This window comes from uncultured Maribacter sp., from assembly GCF_947495965.1.
Taxonomy (GTDB): Bacteria; Bacteroidota; Bacteroidia; order Flavobacteriales; family Flavobacteriaceae; genus Maribacter_B.
On sequence record NZ_CANMBB010000002.1, the window covers coordinates 729528 to 749217 of the forward strand.

The following is a 19690-nucleotide window of genomic DNA, read 5'->3' on the forward strand; positions in this document are numbered from 1 at the left end:
TATGAAAAATATACAGATACAATTCTTAAAAGATATTTTAAAAATGAAAAAGACATTATTAACACGAATAATTCCTCTTATACTGCTTGCTATAAGTTTTCAAGCATGTGTAGACGAATTAGATCAAGTAAATCCAAATGCACTAACACTGGATACTTTTTGGCAAAATTCGGGTGATCTAAACGCTGGTTTAAATGCAACGTACGCATCTCTTAGAGACGAAAATATATTGGGGATTTTATGGGATTACACTCGTACCGATATTGCTGTTCCATTTTCTCAGAGATCCAACTCAACTGGGAACCCTATTTACGACCAAACTTTTGATTTAAGTACTAATGAAGTTCAAAATAAATGGGACGCATGCTATAGAGGAGTCTTTAGAGCAAACCAAGTTATAGATGCGTATAATAGAATAGAATCTACTTATACTACAGATGATGCTAAACAAGCAGGAATATATGTGCTAGCACAAGCTAGAGCTTTAAGAGGATATTTTTATTATGAATTACACAGCTCTTTCAACCAAGGTTCGGTTCCAATTTTTGAAACAGTACCAGAAAATTTTGATGAGTTTCAAATATCCTTTTCTTCATCTGAAGATGTAAAAACATTTTACAGAGCCGATTTACAATTTGGTATGGAAAACTTACCTGCAACATATAATGCTTGGCAAACAGAAGCTGGAAATGGTAATTTAGGACGTATTACAGGTGGATTTTGTGAAGCTTTAATAGGGAAAAGTTACATGAATGATAATGATTTTACTAATGCAGAAATATATTTAAAAAATATAATAGACAATTACGATTATGCTTTAGTAGATGATTTAGCGAAATGTTTTACAGGTATTGATGAATTTAATTCTGAATCTATATTTGAAATTAATTACTCTTATGATGCTAACCCATTAGGTCTTGACGAACAAAACCTTTCACAAAGAATTGCTAGTTTTTTAAATGATGGAAATAGAATTCAATTTACATCATGGTTAACTCTTAAATATAGAGCAGAAAAACCAGATACTGCAGATCCTGCGAATTTAGTAAATAGAAATATTTACTTAGCCAATGGCGATTTAGATAGTATACAAGAAAACGTAGTAAGAATGTATAGCCTACGTATGGCAAACTCTATGTCTTCAGTAGACGATAGAGATTCTCCAATGTATGGTGTAGAAATGGCAGAATATGGTAGAGCTACCACTGCTGCCCCACATGCAAGACAATTTGCAAATTTTGTTAAAAAATTCACATCATGGAACACCCCTAACGGTGGTTTAGGAGAAGACGAAAGTCCTGAAGCCGATCAAAGGTCAGAAGTTAATATCCCTATCATGCGTTTAGCAGAAGTATATCTTATGTATGCAGAGTGTATGGTAGAAAAAGGAGACCTTACTGAGGCTCTTAAATATATTAACCGTATTAGAAAACGCTCTCACCTTATCTTATTAGGAAATGAATCTATCGGGGAATTTGCAGGCTCTACAACTACTTATATGAATGATATTGATTTAGACCCTACTAATGGAGAAGAACCCGTTACGCTATCTAACTTAATGGAACATTTAAGATTTACAGAAAAACCATTAGAATTATCTTTAGAAGATAACAGAACCATAGATTTAAGACGTTGGGGAGTTTGGAAACAGCAACTAACACATATTGCACAATTCCAATATGACGCTTATCATTATAAAAATAATTCTATGGGGAAAAGTCCAACCAGATGGAGATGTTTTATAGTACCTACAGGAGAAGAACCTTCATATTCAGACCCTAATCTTCCTCCTTATCCATTTAGAAATACTGCTAATATTCAGACAAATGCTAATAGAAGAACCCAAGAACCACATTTAAGAGATCATTTATTAGGATCGCAGAATTTTAGTGAAGACTTACATTCTTATCTTCCTATTCCTCAAGATGAGATTAACTCTAACTTAAACTGGGACCAATAAAATAAAGAATTAGAATTATGAAAAATATAAAGAATTTATTTAAAACCATATTTTTGGTATCACTGGCACTCTTTATTGCCTGTGATGATAATGAATATGAGGCTCCGGAAACATTCACAGATTTATCTATAACTTTTACTACTGGCGCCTCTACAGATAGAGTATCTACCGTAAATGGCTTTTTCTCTTTTAGTGATTTATCTGCAGGAGCAATAGAACAGGAATGGAGAATTCCTGAAAGTGCATTTTTCTTAGAAGGGCCTATTCCTAACAACTTAGATAATCATGATGAGTATATCATTAATCCTGGCGAAACAGTTTCTACAGATAAAACGGTTCATGTTATGTGGACTAAAGGAGATACTCTTACCAAAGTAGGCTACTATGCTGTATTCCCCGATTCTACTTCTTTTAGGTTCCCTGCTTATTGGGATTCTGATTTAGGAGAAGCGGTAGAAGACACTATACAAACCAACTTAATTAATGGCCAATGGGTAGCAGAATATGAATTTATTATTGATGTATATGACTCTGTTGTTGCTACTCCAGAAGTAAGGTATTTAGATGAAACCATTTTAGACCATGAAAACACCTCTGCCATTACATTAAATTTTGGAGATCAATTAATCTTTGAAGATTTAAGTGGTTTGCTAGACAATAATAATGCCCGTCCTAATACTACTAAATGGAGAGTGCATACTATTGAAGAAGATGAAGATGACCAAACTAATGCATACAGCAATACTATAGAAAGGGTAGAATTAGATGAAAGAGTTTTAGATACTATTACATTTGATGAACTTGGTGATTTTAGAGTAGAATTAACTGCTACAAGAGTAAGAACAGAAAGATTAAGGGAAAACGAAAACATCTATGAAATACCAACAATAATAACTGTTATTCCTTTAACCGTACCATTAACGCAAATTGGGCAAATAGATGAAACGGATTCTGATGTAATTGAAATTTCCTTAACACATAAAATAAAACCTATAGAAAACTCTGTAGTTGGCAATTTTATAGTAGAAGTTGATGGAGCTATGAAAAGTATAGAATCTGTAGCAAGAAATGCTAATGGTACAAAACTACTTATTACTTTAAACGAACCTTTAGCACCTGAAGATGAAGGCAAAACCGTAACAGTAGCATATGATGGGGCTAGTGATGAATTAAAGTCTTATGATTTAAGATCATTAGATGCCTTTGATGCCTTACCAATTAATGTTTATGTTCCTTCTCCAATGATTCAGACTGGTACTATCATAGAATCTTCTAATCAAAAAATACTAATCCCTTTTGATCAAGACATAGATCCAGCATCTATTTCTGATTCTGCTAACGCTGCTGCTGGCTTTACTGTAACTTTAAATGGTGGTAGTGGTACAATTTCTACTGTTGCGGTAAATGCTGACGATGCTAAAACTCTTGAAATTGACTTAGTAGAAGGAGTGTATACAGATGATGTGATAATGATTTCTTATACCGGCCCTGGAGATATTAAATCTGTAGGAGGTGGTAGTATTTCAGATTTTTCAACTTTAACTTTAGAACCCTATAAATTAAATTTACTAACAGATGGTGGTTTTGAGGGCAACTTTGGAGACTACTGGGTAGAAGGAGCCAGTGGCACTGGAGCAACAGTAGAGTTAAGTACTGATGTTGCATTTGAAGGTACCCAAAGTGCTAAATTAACAGCTTTAAAGCCTCGTTTAGAATCTGGCGCCTCTCTTAACTATGAAGCTGCAACTTACGGTATTTCTTATAGAAGATACATACTATCTTCATCGGTAACTCTTGATGATGCTTTTCATCAAAAAAATCATGGTGATAAAATTTGGTTCGATTCTTCTGATGGGACATCTGCAAAAACGCCAAGATGGTATGGTGCAGATTACCCAGCTGGTACAGCACCTGCATTAGACACATGGGTTTATGTTGAAGCAGAAACTACTTTTACAGCAGAAGCATTAAATAAAATCGTAAGAATACAACCAGTACCTACTTCTGGAACAGATTACACTGTTTATTATGATGATTTTAAAATCTACAAAATAAACAAAAGACCTTAGATTAATAGTTTAGTTTAAGTAGTTAATTCAATTAAAGCCCATTTGACGTGTATCAAATGGGCTTTTTAACACTCAACTTTTGCTGTATTTTTTTATAATAAATATCATAAAAAACTTGTCCATTATATTTTCATTATAAAATGCGTATAATTAGAGTTTATCTTATATTAACTATTAAGAAAGATATATAAAAATAAAAAGACTCTAAGAGCTTGTAATTCTTAGAGTCTTTTTTATAAATAAATTCTATATAATAAAAATGTATTATTTACTCAAATACATTTTACGTCTTGAGTATAAGTTATAAAAATCATCATCTTTTAAACTATCTATAAATAAGATACTCTCCCCAGTACTCTTCATTTCAGGGCCTAAGTTTTTATTTACATTAGGGAATTTATTAAAAGAGAACACAGGTTGTTTAATTGCATAACCATCTAACTGTGGGTTAAAATTAAAATCTTTTAATTTCTTATCCCCTATCATCACTTTAGTTGCATAATTAACATAAGGCTCCTTATATGCTTTCGCTATAAATGGCACCGTTCTAGAAGCTCTAGGGTTGGCTTCTATAATATAAACCGTATCATCTTTAATAGCAAACTGAATATTAATAAGACCTACTGTATTTAAAGCTAAAGCAATTTTCTTTGTATGATCTTTTATTTGCTGCATTACAAACTCCCCTAAGTTAAAAGGTGGTAATGTAGAGTTACTATCTCCAGAGTGTACACCACAAGGCTCTATATGCTCCATGATACCTATGATGTAAACATCTTCTCCATCACAGATAGCATCGGCCTCTGCTTCTATTGCACCATCTAAATAGTGGTCTAAAAGAAGCTTATTCCCCGGAATAGATTTTAATAAATTAACAACATGCTCTTCTAACTCTTCTTTGTTAATTACAATTTTCATTCCTTGTCCACCTAGAACATAAGAAGGTCTAATTAATAAAGGAAAATCTAATTCATCTGCCAATGCAGAAGCTTCGTCTGCTGTCTCTGCTATTCCAAATTTTGGAAAAGGTATTTTTAAATCGGTCAATAAATCAGAAAAACGCCCTCTATCTTCTGCTAAATCTAAAGCATCAAAGCTAGTTCCTATAATCTTTACACCATATTTCTCTAATTTTTCTGCTAATTTTAAAGCAGTTTGCCCTCCTAATTGTACAATAACTCCTTCTGGTTTTTCATGACGAATTATGTCATAAATATGTTCCCAGAATACTGGTTCAAAGTATAATTTATCTGCTGTATCAAAATCGGTAGAAACCGTTTCTGGATTACAGTTAATCATAATAGTTTCATAACCACATTCTGCAGCTGCTAAAACACCATGTACACAACAGTAATCAAACTCTATTCCCTGACCTATTCGGTTTGGTCCTGAACCTAATACTACTATTTTTTTCTTATCGGTAACTTCACTGTCATTTGCAACATAAAGTTCACCATCTGGAGTTTCTATTTCTGCTTCAAAAGTAGAATAGTAATATGGCGTCATTGCTTTAAACTCTGCCGCACAGGTATCTACAAGCTTGTACACCCTGTTTATATTCATTTCTACTCTCTTGTTATAAACTTCGCTCTCATAACAATCTAACATATGTGCTATTTGGCGGTCTGCAAAACCTTTTTGCTTAGCCTCTAACATTAAATCTTTGTTTAATGATGCTATCGTGTAAGTAGAAATTTCTTTCTCTAAAAAGTGTAGTTCTTCATATTGTTTTAAGAACCACATATCTATTTTTGTAATCTCATGGATTCTACTTAGTGGAATTCCAATTTGTATAGCATCATAAATAACAAAAACTCTATCCCAACTTGGAATTTTTAATTTGCTAATTATTTTTTCATAATCTGTGTATCCTTTACCATCGGCACCTAGACCATTACGCTTTATTTCTAAAGACTGTGTTGCTTTATGCAATGCTTCTTGGAAAGAACGGCCTATACCCATTACCTCTCCTACAGATTTCATTTGTAGACCTAAAGTACGATCAGAACCTTCGAACTTATCAAAATTCCAACGTGGTATTTTTACAATAACATAATCTAAAGTAGGCTCAAATAATGCCGAAGTAGATTTTGTTATTTGATTATCTAACTCATCTAAATGATAGCCAATAGCCAATTTAGTAGCTATTTTTGCAATAGGATATCCTGTTGCTTTTGATGCTAATGCCGAAGAACGAGATACTCTAGGGTTAATTTCAATAGCAATAATATCTTCATTTTCATCTGGGCTTACGGCAAATTGTACATTACAACCTCCTGCAAAATCTCCAATACTACGCATCATATGTATAGCCATATCACGCATTTTCTGATACGTTTTATCCGAAAGTGTCATTGCTGGTGCCACCGTAATAGAATCTCCTGTATGAATACCCATTGGGTCCATATTTTCAATAGCACAAATAATTACTACATTATCATTCTTATCACGTAATAATTCTAATTCATATTCTTTCCAGCCCATTAAGGCTTTGTCTATCATTACTTCATGAATTGGCGATACTTCTAGACCAACACTAAGCAATTCATCAAAATCTTCTGGTTTATATACTATTGATGCTCCTGCACCACCCAATGTGTAAGATGCCCTAATAACTAAAGGAAAACCAAATTCTTGTGCTATTTCCTTACCTTTTAAGAAAGATGTAGCAGTTGCTTGTGGAGCCATACCAACCCCAATTTTAAGCATTAATTCACGGAATTGTTCTCTATCTTCTGTAATATTAATAGCATCAATATCTACTCCAATAAGCTCCACATTAAAATCTTCCCAAATTCCTTTTTCATCTGCCTCAATACATAAATTTAATGCAGTTTGCCCTCCCATTGTTGGTAAAACGGCATCTATATTAGGATGTTTTTTAAGAATCTCTATAATAGATTTTGTAGTTAAAGGCTTAAGGTATACGTGATCCGCCATAGACGGGTCTGTCATAATTGTAGCTGGGTTGCTATTAATTAATACTGTTTCTATCCCTTCTTCACGTAAACTTCTAAGAGATTGAGAACCAGCATAATCAAACTCACAAGCTTGTCCAATAACTATTGGTCCGGATCCTATTAATAAAACGCATTTTAAATCTTTTCTTTTTGGCATGGGTGTATTCTATAATTTGTGTTTCTAAAAAATTTGGTCAAAAAAAAGGTGCTACTCTTAAAAAAGTAACACCTTAATATTTTTAAAATAATGAAATCATTACTTCTTATGTCTTGTTTCAGATGAAACAGTCAATTTCTTTCTTCCTTTAGCTCTTCTTCTAGCAAGAACTTTTCTTCCATTTACAGAAGCCATACGCTCTCTGAAACCATGTTTATTCTTTCTCTTACGCTTAGATGGCTGATATGTTCTTTTTTGTCCTGGCATTTTTTAATCCTTTTTGTTATTTTCAAAATTACGATCCTAACCGTAAAATCTGGGCGCAAATATACAAAGAGTTTTTGCATTGACAAATCTAAATAAAAAAATATTTAGGATTGTTTTTATTACTTTTGCCTGAATATTTTTAAAATGCTGTGTTTTAGCAAAAGTATATAGCATTTAAAGCTCTAAATTAAGTAAATAATATATAACCATAATGTTCAACAAAAATTTAAAACTTGTAATTGCCGCTCTTATAATAGCTTATGCTGTTTATCAATTTATAGAAGGAAACATTGGCAATGGTATTTCTTTACTCCTACTTTCTTCTATTTTCATTTTTCTTTATTTTAGAAATGAGATTATTTTACTTTCTTTTTTAAGAATGCGTAAACAAGATTTAGCTGGGACAGAAAAATGGCTTTCCAAAATTAAAAATCCAGAAGCAGCTTTAACCGTTAAGCAACAAGGTTATTTTAATTACTTACACGGAATTATAAACTCACAAACCAATTTAACTAAAGCTGAGAAATTCTTTAAAAAAGCCATTAAGTTAGGTTTAACCATGGATTATGATTTAGCAATGGCAAAACTAAGTCTTGCAGGTATAGCAATGCAAAAAAGAAGAAAAAGAGAAGCTACTTCGCTATTGAGTGAAGCAAAAAAACTAGATAAAAACAAAATGCTTACGGATCAGATAAAAATGATGCAACAGCAAATGAAAAAGATTTAACCTCTTTAAAACATTTTAAAACAAAAAGAGCTTTCTAAATAGAAAGCTCTTTTTGTTTTGTATAAACTACGCCATTATTTTGCCGTATAATATCCTTTATTAGGAATTTCTAATACATACTTTTTTCTAGAAGCATTATTTAAATGCGCCTCTCTTAACCATGGGTTATGACGCTTTAAAATCTTATAATTAATCTCATATTTAGAAGCAAAATCTGCAAAGTTTGTTACTGGCTCATTAAGTTCTACTTTAAAAGTTGGTATTGCAGAATACATATCCTCTTTCTCAATATCAAATCCATATTTATCTGGGTTAGATAATATTTCTTTTATTGCCATGATTCTAAAAACATATCTTCCCGTTTCTTGCCCCAATAACAAATCATAATAATCATCTACCTTTTGTATTCCTAAGTATTTATTTATTGCCCCTGGACCTGCGTTATACGCTGCAGCAGTAAGTGTCCAACTTCCATATTTTTTATACCATCTATTTAAATAATCGCAAGCTACTTGTGTAGATTTTTCTAAATGATACCTTTCATCTACATTAGAATTAATTTCTAAACCATATTCTTTTCCTGTACCTTTCATTATTTGCCAAAAACCTGTTGCTCCCGCATGAGAAACCACATTGGTAAGCGCACTTTCTGCTACTGCTAGATATTTAAAATCATCTGGAATACCGTTTTTAGCCAAAATAGGCTCTATAATTGGAAAATACTTATTTGCTCTTTTCATTAAAAGTAATGCATTAGACTGCCAGTAGGTATTTACCAAAAATTCGCGATCTATACGCTCCATAATTTCTGGATCCTCTTGTGGCACTACTTCTTTTGCAAAATTTAAATCTGCAGGTATATCTATTGCTGTAATTCTATAAGAAGATTTGTCTACAGTCTCATCTGCCCTTATAGCTTTCTTTAATTCTTGTGTTTTATTTTCATCTTGTACCGCAAATATTAAAGTACTAACAACAAATACAACACCCAAAAGCATTAGTATATTTTTTAAAATCTTCATAATTATTATCTATAGTTTGTTACTCAAAGGTATTAATACAACTTTCTTATTCCAAAATAATTGTGGGTAGTTGCTCATTAAACCATTTGGCTCTATGAATTATCATGGTATGCGTCCCATTTTTTACAGGAATACATTTTTCTATATTTTTTATTGGAAAAACAGAATCTTTTTCTCCTTGGATATGAACTAAACCTTTAACCTTTTTTTTAGGGTTAAAATTTATTATTTGGTCAATTGCCCAATCTATATAACGTTTATCTCTTACAGAAAGATATTCCTCATACAGAGCCAAACGTTTTGTAGCAGTTTCACCAAAAGCATATTTAGCTAACAACTCTACATTACTAACCAAACCCGTTGGCAGCAACTTATGTACTTTAGTATATTTTGCAAACAACATTCTTTTTGGTAGCTCTGCTTTACTTTTAACACTTGACACCACTATTACTTTTCTAAAATCCATATACTGCGCCATTTCCTGTACTAACATACCACCAAAAGAGACACCTAACAAGACAGATTTAGGGTGCTTTATCATAGCACACATCTTAATTGCATAAGCTTTTAAAGACATTCCCTTATCTGGCACAAACCACTCTAACCAATGTATTTTAAACTTATTTCCTGGCAATTTTATACTTTTAAATATAGATGGATTTGCGGCCATCCCTGGCATTAAATAAACATGAACTAAAGAATCTTCCATATGAACCTGAATAGCTATAAACTAGGATTTTAGCTTTTTTTTTAGTAACTTTGAGTCTTGTACATTAAATACATTACACAAAGTGTTATTTCTTGTAAATGTATGTAAAATTACAACTTAAGAACATTGTAATTTTTAACAAAGACCAAAAATTAAAATCTAACTATATGAATGAAGTAGAAATTAATGATAACAGTTTCTTGCGCCAATTTGAAACTACTGTTCAGGGGCATTTAGCAAAAATTGAATATTCTTCTCAAGAAAGAAAAGTTTTTTTAACTAAGCTTGTTATTCCTGAAGGTGTTACCAAAGAAGGTTTTAAAGAAGATTTCATTAAAGCTGTATTAAATACCATTCAAGAAAATAATTTAAGAGTTGTTCCTACAAGTCCAGAAATTGCTGGTTTTCTTAGAAAAAACAGACAATACAAAGGAATGCTCCCTATAGGTATTAGAATCTAAATTTTAGATTAAGAAATTAAAAAGTCCCATTGTATTGGGACTTTTTTTTATGCTGTAATTTTATTTTCCTTAAAATTAAACCTTACTAAACCATCTTCATCAATCTCGGTTAAAGTAACGGCACGCAATGTATTTACTAAATCTGGATTCCATGGTGTTTTTACTTTTACATAATTCTCTGTAAAACCATGAATATACCCCTCTTTATTCTCCCCCTCAAACAGCACAGTTAACTCCTGTCCTATTTGACTCTCATAAAACGCTCTACGCTTCTTAACAGACAAACCTCTAAGCATTTTACTCCTCTTATGCCTTACATTTTTAGGAACCACGTTAGGCATTAAAGCCGCTTCGGTATTTTCTCTTTCTGAGTACGTAAAAACGTGTAAATAAGATATATCTAAAGTAACCAAAAAGTTATAGGTTTCTAAAAATAACTCCTCTGTTTCTCCAGGGAAACCAACAATCACATCTACCCCAATACATGCATTTGGCATTGTTGCTTTAATTTTAGTTATCCTATCCACATATAAATTAGTTAAATACCTACGTTTCATAAGTTTTAACAATGTATCACTACCGCTTTGCAATGGAATATGAAAATGAGGCACAAAAGAACTACTATTTGCAACAAAATCTATTGTTTCATTTTTAAGTAAATTAGGCTCTATAGAAGATATTCTTAATCTGTGTATCCCTTTTACAGTGTCTAATGCCTGTACTAAATCATAAAAAGTATGTTCATGTTTTTTGTTCCCAAACTCTCCTTTTCCGTAATCTCCTATATTTACCCCTGTAAGTACAATTTCTTTAATCCCTTTAGCCGATATTTCTGCAGCATTTTTTAACACATTAGCCACAGAATCACTTCTTGAGATACCTCTTGCTAAAGGTATTGTACAATAAGTACATTTATAATCACAACCATCTTGTACTTTTAAAAAAGCTCTAGTCCTATCCCCTATAGCATAACTACCAACATAAAAATCTGCATCCTGAATTTCACAAGAATGCACCTCTCCAAAATCATTTTTAGTAAGGTCATTTATATAATCTGTTATCTTAAATTTTTCCGTTGCTCCTAAAACTAAATCCACCCCATGAACAGATGCTAATTCTTCTGGTTTTAATTGCGCATAACAACCCACAGCTGCAACAAATGCTTCTGGATTAACTTTTTGTGCTTGCTTTACTATGGTCTTAAACTTTTTATCCGCATTTTCTGTAACAGAACATGTATTTATTACATACATATCTGCAGGTTCTGAAAATTCTACACGCTCAAAACCTTCTTTCGTAAAATCTCTAGCAATAGTAGAGGTTTCAGAAAAATTTAATTTACAGCCTAATGTATAGAAAGCTACTTTTTTCTTCATTACTAATATTTACGCCATTTTGCAGTAAGTTCAAAAACCCTACTAAGTATATTAGCATCTATTTCAGTGAATTCTATACCTCTTCTTGCCATTACAACTTTAGCAACATCAAATGCTTTTTTAGGCGCATAACTAGCAAAACCATTAGCTCCTCCCCAACTAAAACTTGGAACAAAATTTCTAGGAAATCCTGGTACATAAACATTTGTATTTACACCTATTACAGTACCTGTATTAAACATTGTATTTATAGCTGTTTTGCTATGGTCTCCCATCATTAAACCACAAAATTGCAGTCCAGTTTGTTCAAAACTTTCCGACGCATAATTCCACAATTTTACTTTAGCATAATTATTCTTAAGATTAGAGTTATTAGTATCTGCTCCTAAATTACACCACTCTCCTAACACGGAGTTCCCTAAAAAACCATCATGACCTTTACTAGAATATCCAAAAATCACAGAATTATTTACCTCTCCTCCAATTTTACTATACGGCCCTACAGTTGTTGCTCCATAAATTTTTGCACCTAATTTTACAGTAGCATGCTCACATAAAGCCAAAGCACCACGAATTATACTACCTTCCCATATTTCGGCATCTTTACCCACATAAATAGGACCATCTGTAGCATTTAATATTGCAAACTCTACTTTTGCTCCTTCTTCTAAAAAAATATTTTCTGGATGTATTACTCTGTTTGTATCTGAGATTGGTTCACTTTCTCGTCCTTCCGTGATAAAATCAAAATCGGCCTGCAGAGCTTCTGCGTTTTTAGAAAAAATATCCCATGTGTTTTCTATACGTAAAACATCCCCCCTATACTCTATATGCTTGTAGTTAGAAAAATCTACATCTTCTTGAGAATCTTTAGTAAAAAAAGCAATGACATCTTCGTTATAAAAAATAGCTTCGTTTTCCTTTAACCCTTTTACCAAGGTTACAATTTCTTTGTTTGGTATAAATGAACTATTTAATAAAATATTTTCATCCATTTCTACCATAGGATATTTTTCTTCTAAATAATCCTCCGTAATTGTAGTGGTTGTTGTATTCAAGTATTTTTCCCATTTTTCTCTAATGGTAAGAATCCCAACACGAATATCTGCAACTGGCCTGGTTAATGTAAATGGAAATAAAGCTTCTCTAACAGTTCCATCAAAAAGAATATAATTCATGCGTTTAATTTTAATAAAATTAAAAAATAAACGCCCTCGATAAAAATTACCGAGGGCGCTAGTATATTATAAAAGTGAAATATGCTATTCCTCTTCTTTCTTTTCAACTTTTGAAAACTTCTTGTACTTATTCTTAAACTTGTCAATACGACCAGCTGTATCTAAGAACTTAGCTTTACCAGTATAAAATGGGTGAGATGTTCTTGAAATTTCCAATTTTACTAAAGGATATTCAACGCCATCCACTTCTAAAGTTTCTTTTGTATCTGCAGTAGATTTTGTTAAAAACACTTCGTCGTTAGACATGTCTTTGAATGCTACTAATCTATAATTTTCAGGGTGTATACCTTTTCTCATCACTTATAACTTTAAATACTTTTCTCTTAAAGAGCTGCAAATTTAATTATTTTTTACAAATTGACAATCTTAAAACTCAAAAAAAATAGAAATAAATTATTATACTTTTATTTGTAACAAAAAATAAAAGGGAACAACTAATATATAATAACAACCAAAAATCGAATTAAAAATGGAAGAAAACAAAATTAAAACAGGGACTTTTGCTTTAAGATATGGCCTATTACTGGGAGTAATTGGTATAACTTTTGGCTTAATGTTATTTTTTGTAGATATGCACTACGAACGTGGTTTTGCAATACAAGCTATACAAATAGGGTTTATTGCCATTACCATAGTCATTGCCATAATTCAATTTAAAAAAGCTAATGAAGGTTTCTTAACACTATCAGATGCTTTAAAAATAGGAACAGGTGTTGCGTTAATTGGCTGTATACTCGGCTTAATATACTTTTTCTTATTATCTAATGTTATTGAACCCGATTATATGGACAAAATGTACGAAATCGGCAAAAGTGAAGCAATAACAAACAATCCAAAACTAACAGAAGAACAAATTGATAAAGGGATTGAAATGCAAAAGAGATTTGCATGGGTGTTTTACCCTATAGGCTTAATAATAAATATTATAATAGGCTTGATTGTTGGATTAGTTAGTGGTTTAATAATGAAGAAAACGAACAACGTTTATTAAATGTATTTGTAGTATTTTTGAAATAGATTTTTAAAATAGCGAATGCAATTATCTATTATAATACCATTACTTAACGAAGAAGAATCGCTAAAAGAACTTCATGATTGGATTGTTACTGTTATGCAATCCAATCATTTTTTATATGAAATTCTTTTTATTGATGATGGTAGCTCTGATGAATCCTGGAATATTATTTCCAAATTAGCTAACACAAACCCCAATGTAAAAGGCATACGTTTCTTTAAAAATTATGGTAAATCACAGGCTTTACACGCAGGATTTAATGCTGCTAATGGAGATGTTATTATTACCATGGATGCCGATTTACAAGACAGCCCAGAAGAAATCCCAGAACTATACCAATTAATAAAGCATGAAGGTTACGATCTTATTTCTGGTTGGAAGAAAAAAAGATACGATTCTATAATTTCAAAAAACATGCCTTCTAAATTATTTAATTGGGCGGCAAGAAGAACCTCTGGAGTAAAACTGCACGACTTTAATTGCGGTTTAAAAGCCTATAAAAAAGAAGTTATAAAAAACATAAAAGTATCTGGCGAAATGCATCGCTATATCCCTGTTTTGGCAAAAAATGCTGGTTTTACAAAAATTGGAGAAAAAATTGTAACCCACCAAGCTCGTAAATACGGAAAAACCAAATTTGGGATGGAACGCTTTATTAATGGCTTTCTTGACTTAATTACGATTTGGTTCGTATCTAAATTTGGAAAAAGACCAATGCATTTTTTTGGCGCTTTAGGGGTGCTAATGTTTATAATAGGTTTTAGCTTTGCTATTTATTTAGGAGTAGATAAATTGTTTATTAATAAAACTGGTAGATTAATTACAGACAGACCGCAATTTTTTATCTCCTTAATCGCTATGGTAATTGGAACACAATTATTTTTAGCCGGGTTTATAGGAGAAATAATTGTTCGCTCCAAAACAAATGAAAACAGATACAATATTTCTGAAGAAGTAAATCTAAAAAAAATACAATAAATAACCGAAAATCAAGTTTTTGAAGTAAAATTCTTACAAATTATGGAAGCATATCTAAATACGGTAAAAACCTGGCAGTCAGACTTTTTTGATGCCGATACAAAGAAAGAAATAGAAGAATTACAAAACAATAATACCGAAGAACTTAAAGATAGGTTCTATAAAAACTTAGAATTTGGTACTGGTGGTATGCGTGGTGTTATGGGCGTAGGTACTAACAGAATTAATAAATATACTTTAGGAAAAAACACCCAAGGTTTGTCTAACTGCCTAAAGAAAGTTTATGCTGGTGAAGAATTAAAAGTAGTTATAGCTTACGATTGCAGACACAATAGTGATACTCTTGCAAAAACGGTTGCCGAAGTATTTTCTGCCAATGGTATTAAAGTTTTTCTTTTTTCTGAATTAAGAACAACCCCTGCTCTTTCTTTTGCAGTTCGTGATTTAGATTGCCATGTAGGCATTGTTTTAACAGCTTCTCATAACCCTCCAGAATATAATGGATACAAAGTTTATTGGACAGATGGCGGGCAAATTGTTCCTCCACAAGATGGTGCTATAATTTCTGAAATAAATAATTTGAATTTTGAAGATATTAAATTTGATGCTAATCCAAGTTTAATTGAATTAATTGACAAAGAAGCAGATGAGTCTTTCATTTCTGCCTCTGTAGCAAACGGAAACTTTAATGCGAAAGGAAAAGACGATTTTAAAATTGTTTTTACTTCCTTACACGGGACTTCAATTACTGCAATTCCAGAAGTTTTAAAAAGAGCTGGTTACAATAACGTAACTATTATTGAAGAGCAAGCAAAACCAGATGGTAATTTCCCAACAGTAGTTTCTCCTAATCCAGAAGAGCCAGAGGCTTTATCTATGGCCATTGCAAAAGCAGAAGAAATTGGGGCAGACATGGTTGTTGGTACTGACCCAGATAGTGATCGTTTAGGTATTGCCGTTCGTAATTTAGAGGGCAAAATGGAAATCTTAAACGGAAACCAAACCATGATATTAATGACCAAATTTCTTTTAGACCAACGCAAAGCTAAAGGAATGAATGGTACTGAGTTTATTGGTTCTACTATTGTTTCTACACCAATGATGGGAAAACTAGCAGAAGGTTATGGCGTAGAATATAAAGTTGGTTTAACTGGCTTTAAATGGATTGCCAAAATGATAAAAGATTTCCCTAATCAAGACTTTGTTGGTGGTGGTGAAGAAAGCTTTGGTTTTATGGTTGGTGATTTTGTTCGTGATAAAGATGCCGTTACCTCTACTCTACTTGCTTGTGAAATTGCTTCTAATGCAAAAGCAAACGGGAGTTCTTTCTTTAAAGATTTAATTGATTGTTATGTAGATTTTGGGTTCTATAAAGAAAAATTAATTTCTTTAACTAAAAAAGGAATTTCTGGTGCCGAAGAAATTAAACAAATGATGGTAGACTTTAAGGAAAATCCTGTAGCTACAATAGATGGCTCTAAAGTTGTAATTGTAGAAGATTATAATACCGCTACTTCTACTAATTTAACCACAGGAGTTGTTACACCAATAGACATACCAACCTCTAACGTTTTAATTTACATTACAGAAGATGGCACCAAAATGGCAGCGAGACCTAGTGGAACAGAGCCTAAAATAAAATTCTATTTTAGTATTAATACTTCTCTAAATAAAGCAGAAGATTTTAAAACTGTAGATGCAGAATTAGATGCAAAAATTAACCGTATTGTAAGTGAACTTAAATTAGGTTAATGGAGTATTTTAAAAAGATACTCCGCTTTGCTAAACCCTATAGGAGTTATGCAATACTAAATATTATATCTAATATTTTTTATGCGCTGTTTGCCACTTTGGCAATGGTTTCCTTATTTCCAATGTTATCTGTTATTTTTAAACAAACAGAAGCTATACATACAAAACCACATTGGAAAGGCCTATTTAATGCAAAGGAGTATCTTTTTGATTATCTAAGTTATTTTGTTACCCAAAAAGCTGGTCAAGGAGAAAATGACGCTTTAATTTTCATGGTTGCCTTAGTAATTTCTATGTTTTTTCTTAAAAACTTATTTAATTACTTAGCCATGTATTTTATTACCTTCCTAAGAAATGGGGTATTAAAAGACATCCGAAATGAGTTGTACAAAAAAACAGTAGAATTACCATTATCCTATTATTCCGAAAAAAGAAAAGGAGATACAATTGCTAGAATAACTACAGATGTTTTGGAGATTCAGCACTCGTTTCTTTCCATATTAGAATTAATTATTAGAGAACCGTTAACTATATTATTTACTATTATAGCAATGGTTTCCATTAGTGTAAAACTAACCATTTTTGTATTTATCTTTTTACCAATTTCTGGTTTTCTAATTTCATTATTAGGAAAATCTTTAAAAAGAAAATCAGATAAAGTACAACAAGAACAAGGAGCTTTTTTATCCATTCTAGAAGAAACTTTAGGTGGTTTACGCGTAATTAAAGCTTTTAATGCTGAAGAAAAGTTCTCTAGTATATTTCAACGTTCTACAAAACGTTTTTTCAACTTTTCAAATACATTATTAAACAGACAAAATTTAGCTTCCCCAACCAGCGAGTTTTTTGGAATAGCAGCAATTGGTGTTATCCTCTGGTTTGGTGGCCAAATGGTTTTGGTTGAAAAAACACTAAAACCAGAATTATTTATTGCCTATATGGGATTAGCATATAATATTCTTACTCCTGCAAAAGCAATAAGCAAAGCTTCTTATGGCGTTAAAAAAGGAAATGCCGCAGCAGAAAGAGTATTAGAAATATTAGAAACAGAAAATCCTATTTCAGAAATTACAAATGCTATAAATAAACAAGACTTTACTACTGGAATAAAATTGGAAAACATTTCTTTTAAATATGAAGAGGAATATGTTCTTAAAGATTTTAATCTTACCGTAAATAAAGGAGAAACTGTTGCCTTAGTTGGGCAATCCGGAAGCGGAAAAAGTACCATTGCAAACCTAGTTACTCGTTTTTATGACGTTAACCAAGGTGCTATTACTATTGATAATGAAAATATAAAAAACCTAACTAAAAAATCGCTTCGCGGATTATTAGGTTTAGTTACGCAAGACTCTATTTTATTTAATGATACGGTTAAAAATAATATTGGTCTAGGAAAAGAAAATGCTACCGAAGAAGAAATTATAGCAGCCGCTAAAATTGCAAATGCACATGATTTTATCTCAGAACTCCCTAATGGATATGATACTAATATTGGAGACAGCGGAAATAAATTAAGTGGCGGACAAAAACAACGTTTATCTATTGCAAGAGCGGTTTTAAAAAACCCGCCAATAATGGTTCTAGATGAAGCTACATCTGCCTTAGATACCGAAAGTGAACGTTTAGTGCAAGATGCATTAGACAAAATGATGCAAAACCGCACTTCTATAGTTATTGCGCACCGTCTTTCTACGATACAAAAGGCAAATACAATAGTGGTTTTACAAAAAGGAGAAATTGTAGAACAAGGAACACACCAAGAGCTTTTAGCTAAAGAAGGGGTTTACAAAAGGCTTGTAGCTATGCAGTCATTGGGGTAATAATCTTAATTACTTTCCAAAACGAAAATTATGAAGAAAAAAACTATCCTTATATTTCTGCATTAGACTTTTCTAGTTATCCTGAGATTTCCAACAAAAACACTAAAAAAATTAATAGATTTAAAACTTGGTAAACACAAGGTAAAGAAACAATTATTGCCGAAATAGCATACTCTTTTACATTAGATTGGAATGATTGGACCAATAATATCGTTTGTGAAGAAAATGTATAGCTTTCACCTAATTATCCTCAAGTATTGATGAGCCAAAATATTTTATCCCCCAAATAAAAACTATTACCACAGAAACAGAAAACTGTATTGGTTTTTGCTATTAGGGAGCAGAATTAATTGCTTGAAAAAGAAATCAATATGAAGATGCTTCTTCTTGTAAAATCAAGTGTTATTTGATTTTTACAAGAAAGCTTTACCTGTATTGAATGAATTTAATGTTGAAAACTAAATCTTTATTGAACAGTAAATTGGAATATTTCAGAAATTGATGAATTACCTTTTTCATCATTAGTTTTTACTTTCCAAAAATATTTATTCCCAGAAATAACATCAACGACTAAGGAAGAAGAATTAGTAATTCCTTGACTTAATAAAGAACCATCCTGTGTTCCAAAAAACACCTCATAATCTTTTATATCATCATCAATATCAATAGCTTGCCATTCCAGGTTAACATTTCCTTCATCAGCAGTTACTAAAGAGTTATTTTCAGGAGCTATAGCTTCCGCTGAAAATGGTACATGATTTACCTCACCGGGTGCAGCATTAAAAAATTGAAAGGTTTCACTAGATGCAGTATTCTCACTAATAATAGACTTAGAAATTACATTCCATTGATAACTTACTCCTCTTTCTAAAATTATCTCCTTAGAATTTGTAAAAGCATCAAAATTTACAATAGAATCTGTGAGCATATTCTTTAATACAACCTGATAAGAATCTGTATACTCAGAAGTATCCCAAAGAAAAACTACTTTACTTTCCGTATCACTTAGAACAGTTCCTTCATTACATTCTGTATTGTCATCAGGAAAAATTAAAGTTGCAGCAACAGGGTCTTCTATACTTACCTCTGGTTCTGGATCAGAAGAACTAGGAGTACAAGAGCTAATAAATACTAAAAAAAAGATAGAATATAAATAATTAAAATTCATAAGGAAAT

At 31.9% G+C, this 19690-nt stretch carries 16 protein-coding genes; 8 read left to right on the plus strand and 8 right to left on the minus strand.

The annotated features are described in order from the left end of the window. Position 1 precedes the first annotated feature (1 nt). Positions 2-1960 carry a RagB/SusD family nutrient uptake outer membrane protein gene (locus Q0820_RS07610; RefSeq protein WP_298486624.1) on the plus strand — a complete coding sequence of 653 codons (1959 nt, stop codon included), beginning with the start codon at positions 2-4 and terminating at the stop codon, positions 1958-1960. A 17-nt stretch (positions 1961-1977) separates the two neighbouring features. Beyond that, positions 1978-4029, plus strand: coding sequence for a SwmB domain-containing protein (locus Q0820_RS07615; RefSeq protein ID WP_298486625.1), 2052 nt, complete (start codon positions 1978-1980; stop codon positions 4027-4029). A 264-nt stretch (positions 4030-4293) separates the two neighbouring features. Here the strand turns inward: Q0820_RS07615 and carB are convergent, their stop codons facing one another. Together carB and rpmH are read right to left on the minus strand one after the other, a co-directional pair. Further along, complete coding sequence (carB, locus tag Q0820_RS07620; protein WP_298486627.1) at positions 4294-7146, minus strand: carbamoyl-phosphate synthase large subunit; 2853 nt, start codon at positions 7144-7146, stop codon at positions 4294-4296. A 99-nt stretch (positions 7147-7245) separates the two neighbouring features. After that, entirely contained in the window at positions 7246-7413 is a 168-nt protein-coding gene (rpmH, locus tag Q0820_RS07625; RefSeq protein WP_027067351.1) for a 50S ribosomal protein L34, read from the minus strand. A gap of 211 nt (positions 7414-7624) precedes the next feature. On the opposite strand from rpmH, the gene Q0820_RS07630 reads away from it, so the two are divergent. Next, positions 7625-8140 carry a DUF2892 domain-containing protein gene (locus tag Q0820_RS07630; RefSeq protein ID WP_298486629.1) on the plus strand — a complete coding sequence of 172 codons (516 nt, stop codon included), beginning with the start codon at positions 7625-7627 and terminating at the stop codon, positions 8138-8140. 74 nt (positions 8141-8214) lie between these two features. Here Q0820_RS07630 and Q0820_RS07635 read toward each other — a convergent pair whose 3' ends face one another. Then, positions 8215-9162: a lytic transglycosylase domain-containing protein gene (locus Q0820_RS07635; protein WP_298486631.1), complete on the minus strand. Its 948-nt coding sequence runs from the start codon at positions 9160-9162 to the stop codon at positions 8215-8217. 46 nt (positions 9163-9208) lie between these two features. Further along, entirely contained in the window at positions 9209-9871 is a 663-nt protein-coding gene (locus tag Q0820_RS07640) for an alpha/beta hydrolase (protein ID WP_298486633.1), read from the minus strand. A 167-nt stretch (positions 9872-10038) separates the two neighbouring features. On the opposite strand from Q0820_RS07640, the gene Q0820_RS07645 reads away from it, so the two are divergent. After that, on the plus strand, positions 10039-10332 hold the full coding sequence (locus Q0820_RS07645; protein WP_298486635.1) for a GNAT family N-acetyltransferase: 294 nt from the start codon (positions 10039-10041) through the stop codon (positions 10330-10332). 47 nt (positions 10333-10379) lie between these two features. On the opposite strand, the gene mtaB is transcribed toward Q0820_RS07645, so the two are convergent. The 3 genes from mtaB to Q0820_RS07660 all read right to left on the minus strand — a co-directional run bounded on the left by mtaB (position 10380) and on the right by Q0820_RS07660 (position 13243). After that, entirely contained in the window at positions 10380-11708 is a 1329-nt protein-coding gene (gene mtaB, locus Q0820_RS07650; protein WP_298486637.1) for a tRNA (N(6)-L-threonylcarbamoyladenosine(37)-C(2))-methylthiotransferase MtaB, read from the minus strand. Positions 11709-11710: 2 nt separating this feature from the next. Next, positions 11711-12886 (minus strand): GlmU family protein, encoded by a 1176-nt coding sequence (locus Q0820_RS07655; protein WP_298486638.1) that lies wholly within the window; start codon positions 12884-12886, stop codon positions 11711-11713. An 84-nt stretch (positions 12887-12970) separates the two neighbouring features. Beyond that, the gene (locus Q0820_RS07660) at positions 12971-13243 is read right to left on the minus strand and encodes a type B 50S ribosomal protein L31 (protein WP_298486639.1); all 273 of its coding nucleotides are present in this window, start codon (positions 13241-13243) and stop codon (positions 12971-12973) included. A 172-nt stretch (positions 13244-13415) separates the two neighbouring features. Here Q0820_RS07660 and Q0820_RS07665 point away from each other — a divergent pair, with 172 nt between their 5' ends. The 4 genes from Q0820_RS07665 to Q0820_RS07680 are packed head-to-tail and all read left to right on the plus strand — an operon-like array spanning position 13416 to position 18514. Then, a complete protein-coding gene (locus tag Q0820_RS07665; protein WP_298486641.1) occupies positions 13416-13937 on the plus strand; it encodes a DUF4199 domain-containing protein in 522 nt (173 codons plus the stop codon). Between the two features lie 42 nt (positions 13938-13979). Further along, positions 13980-14939, plus strand: coding sequence for a glycosyltransferase family 2 protein (locus tag Q0820_RS07670; protein WP_298486643.1), 960 nt, complete (start codon positions 13980-13982; stop codon positions 14937-14939). A 42-nt stretch (positions 14940-14981) separates the two neighbouring features. After that, on the plus strand, positions 14982-16691 hold the full coding sequence (locus Q0820_RS07675; protein ID WP_298486645.1) for a phospho-sugar mutase: 1710 nt from the start codon (positions 14982-14984) through the stop codon (positions 16689-16691). Then, entirely contained in the window at positions 16691-18514 is a 1824-nt protein-coding gene (locus Q0820_RS07680) for an ABC transporter ATP-binding protein (RefSeq protein WP_298486647.1), read from the plus strand. Before Q0820_RS07675 ends, Q0820_RS07680 begins: the two co-directional genes overlap by 1 nt. Before the next feature lie 466 nt (positions 18515-18980). Here the strand turns inward: Q0820_RS07680 and Q0820_RS07685 are convergent, their stop codons facing one another. Next, complete coding sequence (locus Q0820_RS07685) at positions 18981-19682, minus strand: hypothetical protein (protein WP_298486649.1); 702 nt, start codon at positions 19680-19682, stop codon at positions 18981-18983. Positions 19683-19690 lie beyond the last annotated feature (8 nt).

Bases quoted from the DNA above. Each gene is read 5' to 3' on its own strand.
- Q0820_RS07610 (WP_298486624.1), top strand. From the start codon at position 2: ATGAAAAATATACAGATACAATTCTTAAAAGATATTTTAAAAATGAAA.
- Q0820_RS07615 (WP_298486625.1), top strand. From the start codon at position 1,978: ATGAAAAATATAAAGAATTTATTTAAAACCATATTTTTGGTATCACTG.
- carB (WP_298486627.1), bottom strand. From the start codon at position 7,146: ATGCCAAAAAGAAAAGATTTAAAATGCGTTTTATTAATAGGATCCGGA.
- rpmH (WP_027067351.1), bottom strand. From the start codon at position 7,413: ATGCCAGGACAAAAAAGAACATATCAGCCATCTAAGCGTAAGAGAAAG.
- Q0820_RS07630 (WP_298486629.1), top strand. From the start codon at position 7,625: ATGTTCAACAAAAATTTAAAACTTGTAATTGCCGCTCTTATAATAGCT.
- Q0820_RS07635 (WP_298486631.1), bottom strand. From the start codon at position 9,162: ATGAAGATTTTAAAAAATATACTAATGCTTTTGGGTGTTGTATTTGTT.
- Q0820_RS07640 (WP_298486633.1), bottom strand. From the start codon at position 9,871: ATGGAAGATTCTTTAGTTCATGTTTATTTAATGCCAGGGATGGCCGCA.
- Q0820_RS07645 (WP_298486635.1), top strand. From the start codon at position 10,039: ATGAATGAAGTAGAAATTAATGATAACAGTTTCTTGCGCCAATTTGAA.
- mtaB (WP_298486637.1), bottom strand. From the start codon at position 11,708: ATGAAGAAAAAAGTAGCTTTCTATACATTAGGCTGTAAATTAAATTTT.
- Q0820_RS07655 (WP_298486638.1), bottom strand. From the start codon at position 12,886: ATGAATTATATTCTTTTTGATGGAACTGTTAGAGAAGCTTTATTTCCA.
- Q0820_RS07660 (WP_298486639.1), bottom strand. From the start codon at position 13,243: ATGAGAAAAGGTATACACCCTGAAAATTATAGATTAGTAGCATTCAAA.
- Q0820_RS07665 (WP_298486641.1), top strand. From the start codon at position 13,416: ATGGAAGAAAACAAAATTAAAACAGGGACTTTTGCTTTAAGATATGGC.
- Q0820_RS07670 (WP_298486643.1), top strand. From the start codon at position 13,980: ATGCAATTATCTATTATAATACCATTACTTAACGAAGAAGAATCGCTA.
- Q0820_RS07675 (WP_298486645.1), top strand. From the start codon at position 14,982: ATGGAAGCATATCTAAATACGGTAAAAACCTGGCAGTCAGACTTTTTT.
- Q0820_RS07680 (WP_298486647.1), top strand. From the start codon at position 16,691: ATGGAGTATTTTAAAAAGATACTCCGCTTTGCTAAACCCTATAGGAGT.
- Q0820_RS07685 (WP_298486649.1), bottom strand. From the start codon at position 19,682: ATGAATTTTAATTATTTATATTCTATCTTTTTTTTAGTATTTATTAGC.